Source organism: Pseudomonadales bacterium, from assembly GCA_041395945.1.
Lineage (GTDB): Bacteria > Pseudomonadota > Gammaproteobacteria > Pseudomonadales > Azotimanducaceae > SZUA-309.
Map to the genome: position 1 here is coordinate 439,331 of JAWKZN010000001.1, position 21,075 is coordinate 460,405.

The window sequence follows — 21,075 nt, forward strand, 5'->3', positions numbered from 1 at the left end:
CTCAGGTCGGGTGCCGAAAGATCGATGCGCGGGCGGAATCGCTCCGTTGCAACCGGGAAAAGTACAGGCTAGATGATTCCTGCACCCTTTGCCTGTGCGACATACCCTCTGTTCCAGGTCGGACTCACAGTGAGTTCATTGATACAGACATGTGAGGGCAGCGCGGCGAGGAAGTGAATGATCCCGCCGCAGTCTTCGGACTGCACCATCTGCGCCTTATCCTCAGCGGAAACCGGAATCGGCCGGTTGTCGAGGATGGGTGTGGCCACTTCACCGGGGCAGAGCGCGCAGGCACGTACACCGTGGACACCGGCTTCCATATTGAGACTCTCGGTCATGGCATTCATGGCATGCTTGGCCGCGGTGTAGGCGGGACCGGTGACGATGCTCACGAAACGGCCCGCCCAGGATGAGACGTTGATGATGAGTCCGTCTTTGCGTTCAATCATCTTCGGGAGCACTGCCTTGGAGCAGTAGAAGGCGCCATCCAGATCGACCCGGATCACTTTATCCCAGTCATCCAGGGTGATGTTTTGCCAGTTCCGCTGCTTCACATTGAGTCCCGCGCTGTTGACCAGCACATCGATCTGGCCGAATCGCTCGAGGATGCGACTGGCTGCGGCCAGTACGGCTTCCCGGTCCGCGACATCCAGCGCTTCAACACTTGCCAGAGGACCGATGCGCTCGGCGACAGCGTTGAGGACTTCAACACGCCGGCCTGACAGCACGACGTTCATTCCCGCACGCGCGAGTTCGATGGCCCCGGCTTCTCCGATACCCGTCCCGGCACCTGTCACCCAGGCGGTCTTTCCTTTCAGATCACGCATGACGTCCTCTGATTCAATCCGGCGTTCAGCGCACCCGCAGCGGCTCGGCAATTCGATTACTGTGGCCGTCGATGTTGTACGACATGATGACAAGGTCCCGAACCGTACCGTTGCGATCCTCGATATAGTCGGCGAGCAGGGCCTCCGGCATGAATCCCAGCTGGCGGAAAGCTGCCTGTGCGGCATGCTGGTCGGATGGCATGTTGGCCACCAGTTTGTTGAGCCCCAGTTCCCGGGCGATGTCGAATATCTGGGAGGTCAGGACTCTGCCCAGACCTTTCCCGCGATAAGCGGGGCCGACATTGACCCGGATTTCACCCACCCGCCGGGTCCAGGGTGCCTGGTTCCGATGCACGGTTGCATAGCCGATCAGGCCGTTCGCGTCGTAGGCGACCAGAGACGTCGAATGACCCGTTTCCAGATTTCGCACCCAGTCGTCCACCACTTTTTCTTCGGTGAGATCGACCCTCAGAAACAGCAGATCCTCTTCCGGCAGTTTCCGGGCGAACGACAGCACAGCGTCGCGGTCGGCCGGCGCCATCAGCCGGATTTCGACTTCGGCGCCTTCCGGCAGCCTGACGGTGCGGGGATAGTTTGTGAATTCGGTCGACATAGAAATGCTCCAGATAGGTTTGTCTGTTTGTCAGGCGCGCAGTTGTTCCGTGCGTGTCCGGGCTGCGGTCAGAAGTTCATCGAAGCATGCCTGTGCAGCATCTACCATGACCTCGAGATCCGGCATGAGTCGCGGCTCACAGATGAAGTTGAAGAACAGTTCCTTATTGTAGCTGAGGATGGTCACGCTGAATCCGATGTTACCGGAAAGCACCAGCAGGCCGACGGTGTCCAGTACCTTATGGCCCGCCATGTATTGCGGTACCTGCACACCCGGAACGTTGGTGCACACCAGGTTTAGACCGATATTCGGCGGCCGCCAGCCGAAGTTCGGCAGTATGGGGGGTGGGTTCTGTGCAGCCAGCCGGGTTGGATCGAAAGCTGTCCCGATCAGCTGAGTGGGCGCCATGGCCATCGGCCAGACAGCATTGCCACTTTCTGTGAGCAGCGCCAGAGCCTGGGCTTCTTCATCTTTCTTTATGCGATCCATCTCAGCGCACACGGCGTTGAGACGCTGCAGAAGATCCATGCGCCATGCCGGCAGCATCGGAAATATGGCCGAGACCCGATTCCCGAGCGCGCCGGATTCGTTTTCCGTGCGGACACTTACAGGGCACATGATCCGGATATATTTATCCTGGGTTGTCTCATTGTGTTCTTCGAGATAGCGGGCGACCGCACCCGACACCACGGCGAGCACCACATCGTTGATGGTTCCTCCGAGAGCCCTGCGTATTTCGCGGATCTCTGAGAAAGATTTTTTCATGTAGCGAAGACGGCGTTTCGGTCCCACCACACCGGCGTTGAATGGTGCAGTGATCGCCGGTCGTGAGACGAACTGAGAGATCACATTGAACGCCCGCCCCAGCAGAGAGCGGTTCGCCGCTCCTTCACGGATGAGGTCTGTAACGGGTCGGTCACGCATCTGCTGAAAATTGTCGCGGAGAGCTTCGGTGAACCTTGCAGCCGGAGCCGGAACGGGTTCCGGGTGCCAGTCGTCTTCTGGAATCGCCCGATTGTCACCGCGAGCATCGAAGTCGTAGAGGATGGTGGTGAGTTCGATACCGGAAACACCATCGATCATCGCGTGGTGGGTCATCTGGAGAATCAGGGTTCGATCGGGAACGCCGCTGATCACATAGACGCGCCACAGCGGCCGGTCGCGTGGCAGCATCGGTTCGTTCAGTTCAGCGGCCGCATCGATCCCATCTTCCAGACTCGATCCTCCGGGTAACTGAAAGGGCAGCACATGCTGGCTCAGATCGAAGTCCGGATCGTCCACCCAGGTCGGGTGAGCGATGTTGAACGGCACCTGGGCCAGGCGACGGCGATAGGCAGGGACCAGGGGGATCCGGTTGGCGAAGTGCTGATAGACCGATTCGAAGGGGAGCTCACCTTCCAGCACATATACGGAAGAAATGTGCATTGGCCCACTCGCAGACTCGAGATAGAGAAACGACGCATCGGTGGCAGTGAGTCGGATGGCCATAGGCACCCTCCCTTGCTGTTTGGACACATACTATGCGGTTTTGCCGGCAGCGGGTCCATGCCGGAGCGCGGTTTCGGGTAAACTGACGCCGGATTCTACCCCGGTTCATTCATGTCGGAGCTTTCGATCTACCTGCGTTTCGCGACTGTCGCGATTCTGGCTGTTCTCCTGCCTCTGGCGGTCGTGCTGCTTGCGATTGAATGGGTCGAATTACCCGCGGTCCTTGCCGACGCGCGCCACTACGGTATTCGGACCCTGCTGGGTTTCGGAGTGTCGGCCGGGTGCATCCTGGTCTGGATGCTCCTGCGGTTACGTCAGCTGCTCCGTTCCCTGAAGGAGTCGCTGCCGGTCGGGGAGCAGGCGAGGCGCCTGCGTCGATTATGGATCGACGGGGCTCTGTCGATCGCGTTCTATGCCTTCGCTGGCCCTGTCAGTCTCACCTGGGATGTCGGTATGTTTTCGGCGCAGACCCCCCCGGAAGTCTGGATCATCCTGAGTCTGTTGCCGCCGATACTGTTTGTCTACATGTCGGTGCCGCTGTTTCTGTACACCCAGAATCTGCTGGGGAGGGAGATCGGTGCCCAGCTCTCGGGGTATGCGGGTGTTCCGGTGTGGCTGCACAGTTTTCTCGTCGGGGTGGGGATTACCTTTCTCTCCACCACCTCATTCGTGCTTTACGAGTTTGCCATCCTGGGATCCATACACCTGGCGATGGCCTTCGTCTCAGTGGTGCTGCTCATCTTCGCAGCGGTGGTCAGCCTGCTCGCCTATCGGGGACAGCAGCAGGCCATTGCGCCTCTGAGCCATTTTCTCAACCCTGCGGCAGCAGGCGCGCACGGCCCGACGCTGGCGGAGCTGCAGCCACGCTCCCTGGATGTGATCGGCCGCGCCATTGGACGTCTGCGCGAGCTGTTCGAAGAAAACGAGCGGCTGGCCCGGGAGGAGCGCGTGCAGGCTCACCGCAATCGACTTTTCGCGGCCACGGCCACAGACTACTTCTTCAGCCTTGATAAGGATTTGAGATTCGATTTCGTTTCCGATCGTCTCGAAGCCATCTCGGGATATCCGGTCGCGTCTTTCATTGGCGTATCCGGGTTCTCACTCGATGTAGGTGCTGATCCGGAGCGCGAGGAAGAGCTGCATGCGCGGCTGCGCGCACATGCGCCATTCCGAAAATATCAGTTCTCCATTCAGGATGCAGCCGGCAGGACTCGGTATCTGGAAGTCAGCGGAACACCGAATTTCGACGATACAGGTGTCTTTCAGGGATATCTCGGCGCAGGCAGCGACGTCACAGAGGTCGTTGAGGCGGAGATCTCCCTGCGGGATCGGGACAAGGTGCTGGCACAGGCACAGAAAATGGAAGCGGTGGGGCAGCTCACCGGGGGTATAGCCCACGACTTCAACAACCTGCTGACCGCGGTGATCGGCAACCTCGAATTGCTGCAGTTACGTGTTGGCGGTGACCTGGAGGCTCAGCGTCATGCAGGTGCTGCACTGCGTGCCGCCATTCGTGGCGCCGCTCTCACACAAAGACTGCTGGCGTTTTCCCGCCGGCAGGCACTGGCTCCGGAGGCGGTGGATGTCCGGGCGCTCATCGAAGGCATGATGGAGCTGATGGTGCGCACGCTGGGCGCACAGATCGAGATTCGGATCAGCGGTGAGGAGAAACTCTGGGCAGCACACGTGGACCCGCATCAGCTTGAGTCCGCGCTCCTGAACCTGGCCATCAATGCCAGGGACGCCATGCCCAGAGGTGGCGCACTGGAGTTCAGGCTTTCCAATGTCGTGGGTGGCAGATCTTCCGGTGAAGACTGCGTGGTGATCGAGGTGTGTGATGAGGGGGTGGGAATCGATGCAGATGCGTTGCCCCATGTGTTCGAACCCTTTTTCACGACAAAGAAGCAGGGCGAAGGCTCGGGGCTCGGCTTGAGTGTGGTATACGGGTTTGTGCAGCAGTCCGGGGGCGAAGTAAGCATTTTCTCCCGGTCCAACGAAGGCACCCGGGTAGAACTGCGATTGCCGCGCTCCGGGGAGAGCTCTTCGAGCCGAACTGGTGTGGGCGCGACGAATGACGAGCGGACCACCGGAGCCCACATCATGGTCATCGAGGATGACCCCGCGGTGCGTATGGTGATGATCGATGCACTCAGCTCGGGTGGTCATCGGGTTACCGTGGTCGACACGGCGGATGCAGCGGTGGGTCACGAGGCCGTCGACGACTTGGATCTGGTGATTTCCGACATCATCCTGCCGGGACAGCGCACCGGGCTGGATGCTGCCGCGGAGCTGATTGAGCGAAAACCGGGGCTAAAGGTCCTGTTGATGACAGGATACGCAGACGAAGTCTTGCGCAGGCAGGGACGGGACATCGGCGAAATTCCTCTGCTGCACAAGCCCTTTACACTGGCCGAACTCCACAGCAGGGTTGCCGGTTTGCTCAGAGGCTGACCGGGGAGCGGGCATCCTGCAGCACTGCTGTGCTACTTTTCCGGAGGATCCTGGCCGGACTGGTCGGAGTCTTCGTCCTGCCTCGATCGCCTTTCATCGTCAATCAGAGTATCCAGGGGAAAATCCGTACTCGCGCGCAGACCGGCCACGGTGGAAAGGTTGCGCAGCGTGCGGCGGGCTCCCTGTTTCAGGTGATCGAGCACCAGCTTTTCGTCTACTTCCCCTTCTTCCTGGACCAGACTCAACCTGTGCAGCGCATAGATACCGATCGTGGTTGCAAACAGAAAGAAGAAGTCCCAGTGCGAGAAATCCAGAGCGCTGAACTCTGCAGCAGCCGTGGCGCTCTGCCAGCGCAGGATCATGGTCAGCTCGTTGGTCGCGAAGAAGTCGGCGGTAAGTCCGCCGACCATGGCCGCCGTCCCCGCGGCAATGGCGTTCACGATCGAAGACGCGGACAGAAAGGCGGTAGCATTGCCTCGCGGTGCCAGTTTCAGCGTGATGTTGCCGGAAGACAGGCTCACGCCGGCGCTCGCCAGACCGGTAGCGAAATGAATGACGATCAGCAGCGGATAGGTCAGGACATGCACCTCCGGCATGGTAGTGAACGTCCACAGAAAGATGCACAGGATGAACAGAGGGGCACAGACCCGCAGTACGGCCTTGTTGCTGAAACGGTCGGCGATATTCCCCCAGTGACTCACCGTGAAGTAGGCGGCGAGCTGGCTCAGGGTGGCAAGCGCGATCACCACAGTGAGACTGAGCTCCATGCGTTTGAGCATGTGTACCGTGAAGAAGGGGGCCGCCAGGTTTACCGCGAAGTTCCAGCTGGCGAGAAATATTATCAGCCTTCGAAAGTTTTTCTGCCGGAAGGGTTCCCGAAGACGGCTGTAGAGGGAGGCCCTCAATTCGTGTGGGGGAGACTCTACATCCACGATGCGGCGGGACGCATACACTGCGTAGAGGCCGCCGAAAAAGGCCAGAGTGTAGACGATGCCGAAGGCATAAGTATCCTGCAGCGGCACAAATTTTGCCCACAGGTCGATGAATGCAGCCGAGGCGAGGCTGACCAGAATGCCGATGCCGAGCATCTTCTTCTGCCGCTCACCGAACACCTTTCCCATCATGTCGTCCGGAACGAGGTCGCGCATCCAGGTGTTCCAGGAACAGGACAGATAGGCCCCGGCGACATAGCGCAGTACGAAGGCCACCACGATGACTGCCAGCGCCAGATCGTTCGAAGGAATCAGCACGGTCAGGGCGATGACCAGAAACATGGGTCGGGCAACAAAACCGGACCAGACATAGACCTTGCGCCTCGAAGCGACACGGTCGACGGTGAGCATCGCGGGAACCTGTGCCAGCTGGGAGAGGTGGGGAATCGCTGCGAGCAGACCGATCAGGAAATTACTGGCGCCGAGTTTCACGGCAAAAGCGGTGAGAATGGCGCCGACAGCCAGAGTTTCCATCACCTGGATACCGATGCCGTTGCGCATGATCCAGGGCAGGCTTTCCCGCAGTCGTTCGTCGATATCGACGTCGGTGGTTTCGTTCTCTTTCATTGGGCTGGTGATGCTTGCGAGGGCTGCTGCGCTGTGGTTCATTGCCGTCAGGCAGGTTCGCGGCGGGCAATATGACGGAGTCCTGGTGGAAGGGCAAGTTGCAGCGCAGATTACAGGATTCGGAGTGATCTTCAGATGTGGTCGATAGTCGGCACATTCATCGGTGGGCTGGGGCTGTTTCTACTGGCAGTGTCCCTGATTTCGGACGGACTGCGACTCGCCGCCGGGAACTCACTGCACCGGATACTCGAAACTTCCACCCGCACTCCCCTGCGGGGTGTAGCCACCGGTGTACTGGTGACCGCTCTGGTGCAGTCCTCCAGTGCGGTGACAGTGGCCACCATCGGTTTCGTCAACGCCGGTCTGCTGACCCTCGTCCAGTCACTGGGTATTGTTTACGGAGCAAACATCGGTACGACCATGGCAGGCTGGCTGGTGGCTGCGGTCGGATTCGATTTCAGTATCGATGTTCTGGCCCTGCCGCTGATCGGTATAGGAATGATCCTGCGGCTGTTGCGGCCGGGATCAAGAGTTGCATCCGTGGGCGAGGCGCTGGCAGGTTTCGGTCTTTTCTTCATCGGTGTCGATCTGCTCAGGGACGCCTTCGAGGGCTTCTCTGAAACCGTCGATGTAGCCTCCTTCGCCCCCCAGGGCGGCTTGGGCATCGTCCTCTATGTCGGCCTCGGCTTCTTCATGACCGTGGTTACACAGGCGTCCGCCGCGGCCATCGCGATCACACTGACCGCGGCCACCGGTGGTCTTATCGGCATCGATGCCGCAGCTGCCATGGTCATCGGTGCCAATGTCGGCACCACATCCACCGCGATGCTGGCGGTCATCGGCGCAACCGCGAATGCCCGTCGGGTGGCGGCAGCACATGTGATCTTCAATGGGATGACAGGGCTGGTTGCGCTGGCACTGCTGCCGCTGTTGCTGTGGCTGGTGCGCAACACCGGGTCTGCACTGGGACTTGCCGACGTGCCGGCGATCACTCTGGCCCTGTTTCACACGATGTTCAATCTGCTCGGTGTGCTGCTGATGTGGCCACTGACCGGGCGTCTTGCACATTTCCTGATGAACCGCTTCACCACCGATGTGGAACTGGTCGCAAAACTGCAGTTTCTGGATCGCAATGTGATGGCGACCCCGACTCTGGCGATCGATGCGCTGTACCGGGAGGTGATCCGGGCGTCCTCACTGACACGGCAACTGGTGGCCGGAGCAGTGAGCGCAGAAGGGGGCAGAGATCCTTCTTCCGCACACCTGCAGCAGGGTGTGCAGGATCTGATCAACAACATCGAGACCTTCGTGACGGAGCTCGAGGTCACCCGGCTGCCGGAAGATATGAAGGGGAATCTGCCGCTGATACTGCGGGTGATCGGCTATCTCGAAGATGTGGTCTGGCTGGTGGGCGAACTCGAAGAGCATCGACCGGACCTGGATGCCATCATGCTGCCGCCGGTGATTCAGGAGGTCGCCACCTTTCAGGCGGCGATTCTGGCCCAGGTGCACAGCAGTGATCTGACCCAGGCGACTTTCTCAGCGTCTGAGTCGAGGCTGGAATTCGAGTCACTGCAGCGCCGCTGGCATAATCTCAAGTCCGTGCTGCTGGAGGCAGCAACCCAGCGTCTGATCCCGCTGCATAGATTGAATTCCGCGCTGGAAGCGCTGCGCAGCGCTTTGAAGATGTCCGAGCAGCTCACCAAGGCAGCGGAGCGTCTCGTAGCTCTGGGTGTTGTGCCGGCTGGTGTGGTCGAAGCTGCGGATCAGGGGCACGAAGGGGATACAGAAAAGGCCGCTGGCTGAGCACCCTCTCGAGCCGGCCGCTGTTCGTGCCGGCACCGGGGGTTGTGCGATCATGCGGTGGCCTCTCCCGCTTTCCGCGGGGCCAGGCAGCAAACCTGTGATCTGAGGTGGAGGATACGGATGAAGACGCTCAGAATCCGCGACGAGGGCAGCGTGGAACTGGATCGACCGGAGGTGCTCAATGCCTTCAACGGTCTGCGCTGTCCCCCGCATTAACCACTCGATCACACCGCCTGTCAGTTCTGTCGGAGAGTACCCAGATGCCCGTCTTTAAATCCAGAATTAATGCCTCCTCCGATAGCTTCCAGAAGAACCGGGCCGATATGCTGGCACTGATCGATCAGCTCCGTGTACTGGAAGAACGCGCGGTTACCGCATCGGGTCGACGCCGTAAAACCTTCGAAAGCCGCGGTCAGATCCCGCCCCATGATCGGGTCGCCCGACTGCTCGATCCGGGTATGCCCTTCCTGCGCCTGCATACGTTGTCGAACTATCTGAACGAAGATCCCGACCCGGATACCAGCATTCCCGGTGGCAGTGTGATTCTGGGCATTGGTTTTGTCAGCGGTGTGCGCTGCATGGTATGGGCCGATGACAGCGGCATCCGGGCCGGTGCCGCCACGCGCAGTGGCTGGATGGCGGCACTCAGCGCTCAGGAACTGGCGCTGCGGCATCGCCTGCCGCTGATCCACCTGGTCGAAAGTGCCGGGGCCAATCTGATGGAGTACGAAGTCGAACTCTGGGCAGAGGCGGGCAAGCTGTTCCGTAATCTGGCCCGCCTGAGCGCAGCAGGCATACCGACCATGGTGGTTCTGCACGGGCCCTCGACCGCCGGTGGTGCGTATATGCCGGGCATGTCGGACTATGTTGTGGGCGTGAAGCACAACGGGCTGGCCGCGCTGGGCGGTGCTGCCCTGGTTCGCGCAGCGACCGGTGAGGTGGCGGATGAGCGGGAGCTGGGTGGCACCGAGATGCACTCGACTGTCACCGGTCTGGTGGAATATCTGGCCGAGGACGATGCGCACGGCATCGACATTGCCAGAGGTGTGATCGATCGCCTCGACTGGAATCGCCGGGTGCGGCGGCCGGAGCGGCGACCCTGCGAACGGCCGCTTTACGATGTGGATGAAATTGCCGGTATCGTACCGGTGGACTATACCGTTGCCTACGATGTGCGGGAGGTCCTTGCCCGGCTTGTGGATGGTTCGGACTTCGAGGAGTTCAAGCCGCGCTTCGGTGCGGCCACCGTGTGTGTGCAGGCCAGCATCATGGGATTCGTGTGCGGCATCATCGGCAACAACGGCCCCTTCGACCCGGCGGGAGCAAACAAGGCAACCCAGTTCTTTCAGCTCTGTGATTCCGCGGACATGCCGATCATCTTTCTCAACAACATCACCGGCTATATGGTCGGCACCGAGTACGAACACGCCGGCATGATCAAACACGGCGCGAAAATGATTCAGGCCGTCACCAATGTGCGGGTGCCACGGATATCACTCTACATCGGGGCGAGTTACGGCGCGGGCAACTACGGGATGTGCGGCTACTCCTACGAGCCGGACTTCCTGTTCTCCTGGCCTAACGCGTCCACCGGTGTCATGGGCGGTGAACAGGCGGCCCGCACCATGCGTCAGGTCGCCGAGGTCGGTGCGCTGCGTCGTGGTGAGGCAGTAGACCATGCGGCGCTGGATGTGCAGACGGCCACCATTGTGGATCGCTTCAGTCGCCAGGAGAGCGCGTTTTTCACCTCGGGTCGCAATCTCGATCATGGTGTGATCGACCCCCGGGACAGCCGCAAAGTGCTTGGCTTCGCACTGGAGACCTGCCTGGAGGGACGCAACCGGGAGTTGCGGCCCAACAGTTTCGGCGTGGCGCGGCTCTGATGGTCGGGCTTAAGTCGACAGTTATGCGCCCAGCGTTTTACCGGAAACGGTTCGTGACTGCGTCAGGCAGTGCAGTGCAGCGGGAGTTATAGATGGCGGATATCGGATCCATTCTGGTTGCCAACCGCGGCGAGATTGCACTGCGTATCATGCGTACGGCGCGATCACTGGGCATTCGTACGATCGCCGTGTACTCGGATGCAGATGCCCAGGCGCCCCACACGCGATTTGCCGATACGGCGGTCCGTATCGGCCCAGCGCCCGTCGCCGAATCCTATCTGCGGGGTGATCGCATCATTGCTGCCGCAAAGACCGCGGGTGCCCAGGCCATCCATCCCGGCTACGGCTTTCTGTCGGAGAATGCGGAGTTTGCCGGTGCGGTAGAAACAGCGGGGCTGATCTTTATCGGCCCTGCCCCGGAGGCCATCGAACTGATGGGCGACAAGGCGGTGGCCAAACGTCGCATGATCGCGGCCGGTGTGCCCTGTGTGCCCGGCTATGAAGGCGAGGTGCAAACCGAGGAGCGCTTCATCGAATGTGCCGGGCAGATCGGCTATCCGGTGATGGTGAAGGCGGCGGCGGGTGGCGGCGGGCGCGGCATGCGTCTGGTTGCGCAGCCCGAGGGACTGAGATCTGCGCTGAAGGCTGCGCGCGCCGAAGCGGCCAGCGCCTTCGGTAACGGCGATCTCATTCTGGAGAAGGCCATCCTGCGGCCCCGGCATGTTGAAGTGCAGGTATTCGCCGACACCCTCGGCAATGTGCTGCATCTCGGGGAACGGGACTGCTCCGTGCAGCGTCGTCATCAGAAGGTGATCGAAGAAGCCCCCTGTCCGGTGATGACCGAAGCGCTGCGGGCGCGTATGGGTGCTGCAGCCGTGGAAGCCGCACGGGCGGTCAGCTACCGGGGTGCCGGCACGGTGGAATTTCTGCTGGACGGCAGCGGCGATTTTTACTTTCTGGAAATGAACACCCGCCTGCAGGTCGAGCATCCGGTAACCGAATGCGTCACCGGCCTGGATCTGGTGGCACTGCAGATACAGGTGGCGAACGGCCGGCCACTCGGCTTTTCCCAGGAAGACGTCCGGCTGCAGGGGCATGCCATCGAGGTGCGTTTTTATGCGGAAGACCCGGCCCAGGATTTTCTGCCCAGCACCGGCCGGATCCTGCACTGGCAGCCGCCGCTGGGCGAGGGTGTTCGGGTGGATGCGGGTATTGAAAGCGGATCCGAAGTCTCTCCCTACTACGATGCCATGGTGGCCAAGATCATCGCCCGGGGCCGGGACCGGGAAGAGGCGCGGCGTCGGCTGGTCCGCGCGCTGGCTTCCACGGTACTGATAGGCACTCACACCAATCGGGATTTTCTGATCGATGCCCTGGAGCGCGCAGCGTTCATCTCTGGTGAGGCCACCACGGCCTTCATCGAGGAGACCTACGGCCCGGGTGGTTACACAGTCGGGCCACCCGGTGTGCGCCTGCTGGCGGCGGCGGCGGTGATCCAGCATCGACTCAGTCAGCGCCGCTCGCTGGCCCGGTCGGTGTCTGTCAGCGCCGAGCTGCTCGACTGGTCGAGTGCGGCGGATCTTGAGTCTGTGCGCGTGTACCTGGCTGATGATCGGTTGCACACGCTGACTGTGAGACCCGGCAGCGAAGGCAGCTACGATGTCAGCATGGATGAAGCCCGTGCCCACTCGGTAGAGGTTGTGCGGCTGGACGCCGGTTCCGGAAAGCTGCTGATCGACCGGATCGCTGTGGAGGTTCATTTTCACGCGCTGGCCGAGCGTGTACTGCATCTTGTCAGCGAATCTTCCACCCTGACACTGACCGATCTGTCTGGTGGCGTTGCAAATGATACGGATGCCGGCGGTGGCGGTACTGTGCTGGCACCCATGCATGGCATGCTCCTCGAGGTTCTGGCCGGTGAAGGAGACCGGGTCGCCAAGGGCGACAAGCTCGCCGTGCTGGAAGCCATGAAGATGCAGCATGAGATCCTCGCAGAAACAGACGGTACCGTGATTTCTGTACTCGCAGCTGCAGGCAGGCAGATCGCAGCGGGAGATCACATCCTTGAGATTCAGGCAGATGCGGCGGATGCCTAGTTTCATCAGTCGCGCGAACCTGGTGCAATCTGCAATACAGATCCCCGTGAGGCTCAGCCATGGACCATATTGAATCCTGGAACCGGTACCGGAATCTGCGTTACCAGGCACTTCCGGAGCGGGTAAAAACCGTCGCCGGCCAGTGCGTGCTCGACTGGTTTGCCTGCGCGATCGCGGGCAGTGAAGAACCGCTTTCCGGCATTCTCCGCGCAGAGTTCGAACACAGACACGGGGCCTGCACGGTGATAGGTGCGGAACTCAAAGTCGATGCCCTGACCGCCGCATTGCTGAATGGCTCCGCCGGTCATGCCCTGGATTTCGACGATACAAGTGCCTCCATCGGTTGCCACGCCACCGCTCCGGTGTTTCCGGCAGCCCTGGCCCTCGCGGAAGAACTGGGCGCATCCGGTGAACGGCTGATGACAGCCTTTGTGGTCGGTGTGGAGGTGGAAGGACGGGTCGGCAACGGTCTGGGCCCCGAGCACTACGGCAAAGGCTGGCACACCACCTCGACACTGGGTGTGTTCGGTGCGGCCGCTGCAGCCGCGCACCTGCTCGGGTTCGACGACCGGCAGTTCGGCATGGCGATAGGACTCGCCGCGTCCCAGGCGAGCGGGCTCAAGGCCAATTTCGGCACCATGACCAAACCCTTTCATGCCGGCCACGCCGCCGAGCGGGGCCTGCTTGCGGCGCGTCTGGCCGCTCGAGGATTCACCGCCAATGCGGATGCGGTGGCCGCCAATCAGGGACTGGCCCAGGCGGCGGGCACGGGTTCACTCAACATTGCCAAACTGGCACACATCGCCGATCGCTGGCTCATCGAAGACAGCCTGTTCAAATATCACGCCGCCTGTTACCTGACCCATGCGGCCATCGAATCCACTCTGCGCCTGCGCACCCGGGTGTCCGCAGCGGATTTGAGTGCGGTGACCGTCACGGTGAATCCCGCGCTGCTGGATGTGTGCGCCATCATGGCACCGAGGACGGGCCTTGAAGGTAAGTTCAGTCTCACCGGGACCACGGCGATGGCCTTCCTCGGCATCGACACTGCAGATCAGGCGAACTTTGTCGATGCGATCGTGCAGCGGGAGGATGTGCAGTCGCTGCTTGGGAAGATTCGCATTGAGACGGATGCCAGCCTGTCGAACATGCAGGCGCGGGTGATGTGTGTGGACCGCCATCAGCGCTGCCACGATGAGGCGTACGATGCTGGTATTCCTGCCACGGATCTGGACGCCCAGCGTCAGAAACTCGATCAGAAATTCCTGAATCTGAGTCAGGGCCACTATGGCGCCCGGGCGTCCCAGGTGCGTGATCGCATCGATGCACTGCCATCGGTGCGCGATCTGAGTGAATTTGCGATCTGATCCGGCGCGTCCCTGGACACGGGACACGGGCTACGGAGTACAGAGTCAGCAATTCGGAGTACGGAAAAACGGAGAGAACGGGACATGAGGCTACGATTGCCGAGCCGGACTGAGTTTCAGGCGCTCTGTGCGGGCGACGGGGAATTCCGTCTTGCTGCACGGCACTGGACGGGCGGTTTCCGACTCAACATCGGGGCGGAGAAGCTCACACTGGTGTTTCGGGATGGCCAGCCGGTGGCCGATGAGGGCGGATGCGAGCTGATCGAGTACAGCGGAGAGGAAGCGGTCTGGGAGCGCGTGCTGGCAGCGACGCCGGAGCGTTTTCACAATGACCTGATGGCCAACGTCTCGGTGGGTGGCGGAATCACCCGCAGCGGCAGCCCTGTGGTACACGGCCAGTACTATCCGGCGGTGATGCGGGCGGTGGAACTGCTGCGCGGGAATACTTCGACCACACGGGTGGCGGAAGGAAGTGTCGACCAGGACAGTTTTGCGGAGCCGCGGGTGAGTCCTGCGCGCTTCGACACCCCCGTTGGCCGCTATGTTCATCTCGATCTGGCCGGTCACGATCACCGCCTTTATTTCGAAGAGGCGGGGCAGGGTATCCCGCTGCTGCTGCAGCACACGGCGGGTTGCCACGGCAGTCAGTGGCGGCATCTGTTTGAGGTTCCCGGGATCACCGGCCGATTCCACCTGATTGCCTATGACCTTCCCTGTCACGGCAAGAGTGTGCCGCCGGCTACCCGAAACTGGTGGGCGGAACCCTACGCCCTCAAGGGCGACTTCCTGCGTTCAGTGCCTCTGCAACTCGCTGCAGCGCTGGAGCTGGATCGACCCGTGTTCATGGGCTGCTCGGTCGGTGGTCTGCTGGCGCTGGATCTGGCACATCGACATCCCGACCGATTCAGGGCAGTGGTGTCGGTCGAAGGCGCGCTGAAGATCGAGGGCAATCTCGAGCAGCTGCAGGAACTCTGGCATCCCCAGATCAGTAATGAATACAAGGCGCGACTGATGGAGGGCCTGATGTCGCCCGCATCGCCCGCCGCCTTCCGCAAGGAAACGAGCTGGGTGTATTCCGCGGGCTGGCCGCCGGTGTTTCTCGGCGATCTTCACTACTACCTCAACGACTTCGATCTGCGCAGGGCTGCGGGTGAAATCAATACCACCCGGGTCGGTGTACACATCCTGTCGGGAGAATACGACTACAGCGGCACCGCGGAACTGGGGCGGGCAGCGCACGAGGCCATCCCGGGATCCACCTGGCGTGAGATGAAAGGGGTGGGGCACTTCCCGATGTCGGAGAATCCCGCTGCCTTCATGGAGCATCTGCTTCCGGTACTGGATGCTATTGCGAACGGGAGCGGCTGAGCAGGTCCCGGCAGCATCCGAGGCGACAAAACCGAACCTGTTCCCGCCAACGCGGTGGCTTCTCAGCGCCGGTCGATCGAAGAAGTCGCCTCGTTTATCGGCGTCGACTGAGAGTCCCGGCTACCACTCCGGGGTGGCAGCTGCCCGATGGTTGTCGACCCGCTTGGCTACTGCCTGGGACTGCGGCCGCAGCATGTCGTGGGGGAAGCCGACGCTGATCGCGCTCGCCGTGTTGAGCCGTTCGCGCTGACTGGCGCTTAGGTGAACGTCCAGCGCACCGAGATTTTCCGTAAGCTGCGCCCGGGTTCTCGCTCCCACCAGCGGAATGATGTTGCCTTCTCCCCCGCGTACCCAGGCGATGGCTACCTGTGACGGCGAGACATCCAGTTCTTCTGCCACCGCCATGGTCTCTGCCGCGATCGCGAGCTGTCTGTCGTTGATCTGACCGCGCATCCTGGCACGTCCTTCCGCCTCCGGATTCCGGTTGTACTTGCCGGTGAGTACCCCGGAGCCGACGATGCCCCAGGGTGTCACGGCGAGATCCAGGGCGCGGGCCATGGGCAGCAGTTCCCGTTCCACCGTGCGATCCACCAGGCTGTAGCGGATCTGCAGACCCACGAAGGGTGACCAGCCACGGAAAGCGGCGATGGTGTTGGCCTGGGAAACCACCCAGGCGGGTGTGTCTGAAACACCCACATAGTGCACCTTGCCCTGACTTACCAGATCGTCGAGTCCGCGCATCACCTCTTCGATCGGGGTCAGATAGTCCCGGGCGTGTACCCAGTAGAGGTCGATGTAATCGGTGTTGAGCCGTTTCAGGCTGGCGTGCACCGAATCCATCATGTTTTTGCGCGCATTGCCGGTGGCGTTGATGTCACGCCCGCGCATGCCGCCGGTGTATTTGGTGGCAATCACCATGCGTTCCCGGTCACCGGCCAGGAATTCACCGAGGAAGGTTTCACTGGTGCCTGCCGCGTAGACGTTGGCGGTATCGATGAAGTTGCCGCCGGCTTCCCGGAAGGCGTCGTAGACCTGGCGGCTTTCCGCCTTATCCACGCCGAACCCGGTTTCCGTGCCGAAGGTCATGGCGCCGAGCGCGAGTTCTGAGACCCGCAGGCCGCTATTGCCGAGTAGTCTGTAACGCATATCCCATCCCTTCTTCGTCTCAAGGCTGCTCGTTTGACAGGATCACGGTACCACTTGCCGCAAACATGCCACCCACGCCGTGACAGACGGAAATCCGGGCGCCCTTCACCTGGGCCGGAGCGGTACCGCGCATCTGTCGCACACTTTCCTGGAGAGCGTACATGCCATACATGCCTGAGTGCATGTAGCTGAGGCCGCCGCCGTTGGTGTTCAGTGGCAGCACACCGCCGGGAGCGGTGTTGCGATCTTCTATGAAGGCGCCCGCTTCCCCCCGGCCGCAGAAGCCCAGGTCTTCCAGACCATACAGCGGCAGATGCGCGAAGGCGTCATAGATCATCAGGTGGTCGACGTCCTTGTGACGGATGCCGGATTCATCGAAAGCCTTGCGACCGGACACCCGGAACGCGTTGGAGCGGGTCATGTCCTTCATCTGACTGACCATGGGCGTTTCCACGCTCTCGCCGGTACCGATCACATAGACCGGTTTGTGGGGAAAATCCTTCGCACGCCCCGCCGCAGTGAGAATCAGTGCGCCGCCGCCGTCGGTGACCAGGCAGCATTCGAGTTTGGTGAACGGATAAGCGATCATCCGGTCGTTCATCACATCGCTCACCGTAATCGGGTCCCGGTAGGAGGCTCGCGGATTGAAGGCCGCCCACTCGCGCTGCACGACGGCCACGGTGGCGAGCTGTTCGAGGGTGGTGCCCGTTTCCTTCATGTAGCGCAGGAAGGGGATGGTGAACGTGGTGGGTGGTCCCATCGGGCAGAAGGGGGCCTCGAACTGTCCCTGCAGCGAGGCACTGCCGCCGCCGCGGAAACCTCCGCGGCCGATATTGGAGCGACCGCTTTCGCCGTGGGTGATCAGCACGGTGGTGCAGAGCCCTTCGTTGATCGCTGCAGCCGCGTGACGGACATGCAGCATGAAGGAACAACCGCCAACCGCGGTGCCATCCACCCAGGTCGGCGTGATGCCCAGATAGTGGGCTACACCCGTAGGCGACTCTCCGGCACAGGCAACCCCGTCGATGTCAGAGGGTTTGAGCCCTGCATCTGCGAGTGTGTTGAGGGCAGCGTCGGCGTGCAGCTGCAGCTGACTCAGATCGGGGATGCGGCCGAGATCGGTGGTCTCCGCAGCGCCGACTATGGCGACACTTCCTGGTTTCATTGTGCGGCTCCCGATTCTGCGGGCTGAAAGTAGGGCAGACTGATACTGTCCGTGAGCGGTTCGAAAACCACCTGCAGCGCCATGTCGAGTTGCAATGCCTCGGGGGTCTGAGCCACGTTGATGATGTTGGTCATCATACGCGGGCCTTCCTCGAGTTCTACCACCGCAATGGCGTAGGGACCATCGAAGGCCGGATGATCACGATGGTTGATCACGTAACTGTGCAGAGTTGCCCTGCCCGTGGCCTTGAACACTTCGACCGCCCGGCTGGCACAGGCCGGACAGAAGGGCCGGGGTGGAAAATACACCTCGGTGCAGGCCGTGCAGCGCTGCATGCGCAGTTCACCCAGCCTGGCGCCCTCCCAGAAGTGCTCGGTCTCCGGTGTGGGTTTCGGGACAGGGATTTTCGAACGGTCTGCCATGCCGGCTTCCTCAGTTTGTGGTTCGAACGCTGAGCGCGCGCGACTCGAATGTTGTGCGATGATTCGACCCGGAAGTCTGCCGGAAAGGGTGGTGCCATTTCCAGCAGGAATTCCCGAGGGCGGGTATTATCCGGGCAATCACACTTCGGGAAGGAAGTCAGCATGCTGAAAGCGGTGCAACTCGGCCGGAATTCCGGACTTCGGGTGTCTCAGCTGTGTCTCGGCACCATGAATTTCGGTGAGCCGGGGAGAGGGCATCAGGGAGACTGGACCCTGGGTGCGGAAGATGCCGAACCGATCTTCCGGGCTGCCATCGACCATGGTCTGTTCTATTTCGATTGCGCCGACATCTACGGCATCGGCGCATCTGAAGCGGTTGTGGGTCAGCTGTTGAAGAAACTGCTGCCCAGAGACGAATACGTGCTCACTACCAAGCTGTCCATGCCCATGGGGCGGGGGGCCAACCAGGGTGGGCTGTCCCGCAAGCACATCATGGAAGGTATCGATCGTTCACTCACCAGGCTCGGACATGACTATGTCGACCAGCTCATCATCCACCGGCATCCCCATGGTATTCCGGGTCAGGCCGACACACCGATCGAAGAAACGCTGGAAGCATTGAACGATGTGGTGAAAGCGGGGAAGGCGCTTTATCTGGGCGCTTCCTCGATGTTTGCCTGGCAGTTCGCCGAACTGCAGATGACGGCGGAACGCCATGGCTGGGCGCGCTTCATTTCCATGCAGAACCACTACAATCTGATTTATCGGGAAGAAGAACGGGAGATGAATCCCTACTGTGTGAAATCCGGCGTGGCACTCACCCCCTGGTCACCGCTGGCCCGGGGAATACTGGCAGGCGCTTACCAGGGCGGTTTCGACGGCGGATCCACGGCGCGATCAAAAGGCATGGATCGCAACCGCACCCAGAGCCTTTATCGGGGTGCCATGGACTTTCAGATCGCCGAGCGGGTGATCGAACTGGCGGGAAAGCATGGCTGCAAACCGGCGCAGATTGCCGTGGCCTGGCTGCTCGGCAGACCGGGAGTTGCCTGCCCGGTTGTCGGCGTTTCCAGGGTGTCGCAGCTGGAAGATCTCGTTGCCGCCGCTGCGATCAAGCTGTCTGAGGCGGATGTGGACTATCTGGAGGAACTCTACCAGCCGGTGGAAAACCTGCTCTCGATCGGGACCTCTTAAGATGCTCAGGATCACGAATACACGAAATCTCTGGTGGCTGTTCTTCGCAACCCTGCTGCTCACAGCATCTTTCGTCGTCTGTTCTTCGCTGTGGAATCTCACGCTGCTCGACGGTGTGTCCTCTCCGGTGGAAGTCCGACGCATCCTTGCCGGTATGAGCCCGGAGCAGATACGGGCCCATATCTGGATCACTGCTACGCTGGATGTGGCCTATCCGCTGGCCTATGGCGGACTGTTTGCCGGAGCGGCGCTGTCGGGGTTTGCCACCTGCGGTCGCTACCTGGCACTGCCGGCGCTCCTGGCGATACCGGTTGATCTGCTGGAAGGCGTCGTACAGGTGCTGGCACTGACCGACAGCGGCGACCTGATTGATACCAAGGCTTATATCACGCCACTGAAAACCGCACTTTTCCTCAGTGGCCTGGTGATTGCACTTGCCGCCTGGATGAAATGGCTGATTGTGCGGATTGGCCGTGCATGACGTGATCGTCGTCGGCGGCGGCGCCAGCGGCCTGATGTGTGCCTTGACTGCAGGTTTCCGCGGACTCAGCGTGCTTCTGCTCGAAAAAGGCCCCAAGGTGGGTCTGAAAATTCTGGTGTCCGGTGGCGGCCGCTGTAATTTCACCAATCGCCTCGTCGATCCGCACCGGCACTATCTCTCTCAGAATCCCCATTTCTGCATCTCTGCGATGAAGCGTTACGAGCCTGAGGACTTCATCCGGATGGTGGAGACTGCCGGGATCGCCTTTGTCGAACGCAGGCATGGGCAGCTGTTCTGTCGGGACAGCGCCAGAGACATCGTATCGATGCTGCTCGAGCAGTGTGAGTATGCAGGCGTGGACATTCGGGTCGGCCAGGACGTTGCGACGGTCTCACCGATGGCCGATGGTCTGTTCAGTGTCAAGACGCAGGATGCGACCTACACAGCGGCCAGGGTGGTGATTGCGTCGGGTGGCCTGTCGCTGCCGAAAATTGCCAGTGACCTGGCCTTCCGTACCGCGAACCGGCTGGGTCTGCAGGTGGTGCCACCGCGCGCCGCACTGGTGCCGCTGACCTGGAATTCCGGCGACAAGGCAAAGTTTGAATCCCTTTCCGGAATTTCGGCAGAGGTTGTGGCGACCTGCAACGGGGCGAGTTTCCGGGAGAAACTGCTGTTTACCCACCGTGGCCTGAGTGGACCGGTGATACTGCAGATATCCTCCTACTGGCGGGAGGGGGCATCCGTGTACATCGATCTGCTGCCCGATGTCGATGCTGCCCGATGGCTGACGGGCGCTCGGGAAAGCGGCCCCCAGCAGCGCCTGGTGACGCTGCTGAAAACCCTGCTGCCGAACCGGCTGGTCGAAGCCGTCACAGGAGACTGGTTCGAAGATGCCAGGATCGGCAGTTTTCCACCGGCTCGAATCGCCGCGATCGGCGGACATCTGAACGCCTGGGAGTTCAGGCCGGGTGGCAGCGAAGGTTACCGCACAGCAGAAGTCACGCTGGGTGGTATCGATACCGATGAGGTCTCATCGAAAACCTTCGAGGTAAAACGCACGCCCGGCCTCTATGTGATCGGTGAAGCCCTCGATGTCACAGGCTGGCTGGGGGGTTACAACTTTCAGTGGGCCTGGGCATCGGGCTGGTGCTGTGCCCAGGCGCTTTGACCTGCTGCTCATCGAACCCCTATCGGACCGTAGTGATCAGC

At 61.2% G+C, this 21,075-nt stretch carries 16 protein-coding genes; 9 read left to right on the forward strand and 7 right to left on the reverse strand.

Going from position 1 to position 21,075, the window contains the following annotated elements; genetic code table 11:
- Nucleotides 1–68: 68 nt before the first annotated feature.
- Genes R3E82_02085 through R3E82_02095 form a run of 3 tightly spaced genes read right to left on the reverse strand, consistent with a single transcriptional unit; the run spans nucleotide 69 to nucleotide 2,928 of the window.
- Nucleotides 69–827: an SDR family oxidoreductase gene (locus R3E82_02085; GenBank protein MEZ5549658.1), complete on the reverse strand. Its 759-nt coding sequence runs from the start codon at nucleotides 825–827 to the stop codon at nucleotides 69–71.
- A 25-nt stretch (nucleotides 828–852) separates the two neighbouring features.
- Nucleotides 853–1,440, reverse strand: a complete 588-nt coding sequence (locus R3E82_02090; protein MEZ5549659.1) for a GNAT family N-acetyltransferase — start codon at nucleotides 1,438–1,440, stop codon at nucleotides 853–855.
- A 30-nt stretch (nucleotides 1,441–1,470) separates the two neighbouring features.
- Entirely contained in the window at nucleotides 1,471–2,928 is a 1,458-nt protein-coding gene (locus tag R3E82_02095; GenBank protein MEZ5549660.1) for a wax ester/triacylglycerol synthase family O-acyltransferase, read from the reverse strand.
- A gap of 111 nt (nucleotides 2,929–3,039) precedes the next feature.
- On the opposite strand from R3E82_02095, the gene R3E82_02100 reads away from it, so the two are divergent.
- Nucleotides 3,040–5,379, forward strand: a complete 2,340-nt coding sequence (locus R3E82_02100; GenBank protein MEZ5549661.1) for an ATP-binding protein — start codon at nucleotides 3,040–3,042, stop codon at nucleotides 5,377–5,379.
- A gap of 32 nt (nucleotides 5,380–5,411) precedes the next feature.
- Here the strand turns inward: R3E82_02100 and R3E82_02105 are convergent, their stop codons facing one another.
- Entirely contained in the window at nucleotides 5,412–6,938 is a 1,527-nt protein-coding gene (locus R3E82_02105) for an MFS transporter (protein MEZ5549662.1), read from the reverse strand.
- A 135-nt stretch (nucleotides 6,939–7,073) separates the two neighbouring features.
- On the opposite strand from R3E82_02105, the gene R3E82_02110 reads away from it, so the two are divergent.
- The 5 genes from R3E82_02110 to R3E82_02130 all read left to right on the forward strand — a co-directional run bounded on the left by R3E82_02110 (nucleotide 7,074) and on the right by R3E82_02130 (nucleotide 15,458).
- Nucleotides 7,074–8,744: a Na/Pi symporter gene (locus R3E82_02110; GenBank protein ID MEZ5549663.1), complete on the forward strand. Its 1,671-nt coding sequence runs from the start codon at nucleotides 7,074–7,076 to the stop codon at nucleotides 8,742–8,744.
- A 260-nt stretch (nucleotides 8,745–9,004) separates the two neighbouring features.
- Nucleotides 9,005–10,627 (forward strand): carboxyl transferase domain-containing protein, encoded by a 1,623-nt coding sequence (locus R3E82_02115; GenBank protein MEZ5549664.1) that lies wholly within the window; start codon nucleotides 9,005–9,007, stop codon nucleotides 10,625–10,627.
- 92 nt (nucleotides 10,628–10,719) lie between these two features.
- Complete coding sequence (locus R3E82_02120) at nucleotides 10,720–12,723, forward strand: acetyl-CoA carboxylase biotin carboxylase subunit (GenBank protein MEZ5549665.1); 2,004 nt, start codon at nucleotides 10,720–10,722, stop codon at nucleotides 12,721–12,723.
- A gap of 59 nt (nucleotides 12,724–12,782) precedes the next feature.
- Complete coding sequence (locus tag R3E82_02125; protein ID MEZ5549666.1) at nucleotides 12,783–14,090, forward strand: MmgE/PrpD family protein; 1,308 nt, start codon at nucleotides 12,783–12,785, stop codon at nucleotides 14,088–14,090.
- 84 nt (nucleotides 14,091–14,174) lie between these two features.
- Complete coding sequence (locus R3E82_02130; GenBank protein MEZ5549667.1) at nucleotides 14,175–15,458, forward strand: alpha/beta hydrolase; 1,284 nt, start codon at nucleotides 14,175–14,177, stop codon at nucleotides 15,456–15,458.
- A gap of 120 nt (nucleotides 15,459–15,578) precedes the next feature.
- Here R3E82_02130 and R3E82_02135 read toward each other — a convergent pair whose 3' ends face one another.
- From R3E82_02135 to R3E82_02145, 3 genes are read right to left on the reverse strand one after another with little or no spacing between them, the layout of a single operon-like run.
- Nucleotides 15,579–16,604, reverse strand: coding sequence for an aldo/keto reductase (locus tag R3E82_02135; protein MEZ5549668.1), 1,026 nt, complete (start codon nucleotides 16,602–16,604; stop codon nucleotides 15,579–15,581).
- Between the two features lie 19 nt (nucleotides 16,605–16,623).
- Nucleotides 16,624–17,769, reverse strand: coding sequence for a thiolase (locus R3E82_02140; protein MEZ5549669.1), 1,146 nt, complete (start codon nucleotides 17,767–17,769; stop codon nucleotides 16,624–16,626).
- Nucleotides 17,766–18,191, reverse strand: a complete 426-nt coding sequence (locus R3E82_02145) for an OB-fold domain-containing protein (GenBank protein MEZ5549670.1) — start codon at nucleotides 18,189–18,191, stop codon at nucleotides 17,766–17,768. The genes R3E82_02140 and R3E82_02145 overlap by 4 nt, the downstream gene beginning before the upstream one ends.
- 165 nt (nucleotides 18,192–18,356) lie before the next feature.
- Here R3E82_02145 and R3E82_02150 point away from each other — a divergent pair, with 165 nt between their 5' ends.
- From R3E82_02150 to R3E82_02160, 3 genes are read left to right on the forward strand one after another with little or no spacing between them, the layout of a single operon-like run.
- On the forward strand, nucleotides 18,357–19,385 hold the full coding sequence (locus R3E82_02150) for an aldo/keto reductase (protein ID MEZ5549671.1): 1,029 nt from the start codon (nucleotides 18,357–18,359) through the stop codon (nucleotides 19,383–19,385).
- A 1-nt stretch (nucleotide 19,386) separates the two neighbouring features.
- The gene (locus tag R3E82_02155; protein ID MEZ5549672.1) at nucleotides 19,387–19,866 is read left to right on the forward strand and encodes a hypothetical protein; all 480 of its coding nucleotides are present in this window, start codon (nucleotides 19,387–19,389) and stop codon (nucleotides 19,864–19,866) included.
- Nucleotides 19,859–21,034 carry an NAD(P)/FAD-dependent oxidoreductase gene (locus tag R3E82_02160; protein ID MEZ5549673.1) on the forward strand — a complete coding sequence of 392 codons (1,176 nt, stop codon included), beginning with the start codon at nucleotides 19,859–19,861 and terminating at the stop codon, nucleotides 21,032–21,034. Before R3E82_02155 ends, R3E82_02160 begins: the two co-directional genes overlap by 8 nt.
- The last annotated feature ends 41 nt before the right edge of the window (nucleotides 21,035–21,075 follow it).

Excerpts from the sequence above, each read along its gene's own strand:
- R3E82_02085 (MEZ5549658.1), bottom strand. The coding sequence starts at position 827 with ATGCGTGATCTGAAAGGAAAGACCGCCTGGGTGACAGGTGCCGGGACG.
- R3E82_02090 (MEZ5549659.1), bottom strand. The coding sequence starts at position 1,440 with ATGTCGACCGAATTCACAAACTATCCCCGCACCGTCAGGCTGCCGGAA.
- R3E82_02095 (MEZ5549660.1), bottom strand. The coding sequence starts at position 2,928 with ATGGCCATCCGACTCACTGCCACCGATGCGTCGTTTCTCTATCTCGAG.
- R3E82_02100 (MEZ5549661.1), top strand. The coding sequence starts at position 3,040 with ATGTCGGAGCTTTCGATCTACCTGCGTTTCGCGACTGTCGCGATTCTG.
- R3E82_02105 (MEZ5549662.1), bottom strand. The coding sequence starts at position 6,938 with ATGAAAGAGAACGAAACCACCGACGTCGATATCGACGAACGACTGCGG.
- R3E82_02110 (MEZ5549663.1), top strand. The coding sequence starts at position 7,074 with ATGTGGTCGATAGTCGGCACATTCATCGGTGGGCTGGGGCTGTTTCTA.
- R3E82_02115 (MEZ5549664.1), top strand. The coding sequence starts at position 9,005 with ATGCCCGTCTTTAAATCCAGAATTAATGCCTCCTCCGATAGCTTCCAG.
- R3E82_02120 (MEZ5549665.1), top strand. The coding sequence starts at position 10,720 with ATGGCGGATATCGGATCCATTCTGGTTGCCAACCGCGGCGAGATTGCA.
- R3E82_02125 (MEZ5549666.1), top strand. The coding sequence starts at position 12,783 with ATGGACCATATTGAATCCTGGAACCGGTACCGGAATCTGCGTTACCAG.
- R3E82_02130 (MEZ5549667.1), top strand. The coding sequence starts at position 14,175 with ATGAGGCTACGATTGCCGAGCCGGACTGAGTTTCAGGCGCTCTGTGCG.
- R3E82_02135 (MEZ5549668.1), bottom strand. The coding sequence starts at position 16,604 with ATGCGTTACAGACTACTCGGCAATAGCGGCCTGCGGGTCTCAGAACTC.
- R3E82_02140 (MEZ5549669.1), bottom strand. The coding sequence starts at position 17,769 with ATGAAACCAGGAAGTGTCGCCATAGTCGGCGCTGCGGAGACCACCGAT.
- R3E82_02145 (MEZ5549670.1), bottom strand. The coding sequence starts at position 18,191 with ATGGCAGACCGTTCGAAAATCCCTGTCCCGAAACCCACACCGGAGACC.
- R3E82_02155 (MEZ5549672.1), top strand. The coding sequence starts at position 19,387 with ATGCTCAGGATCACGAATACACGAAATCTCTGGTGGCTGTTCTTCGCA.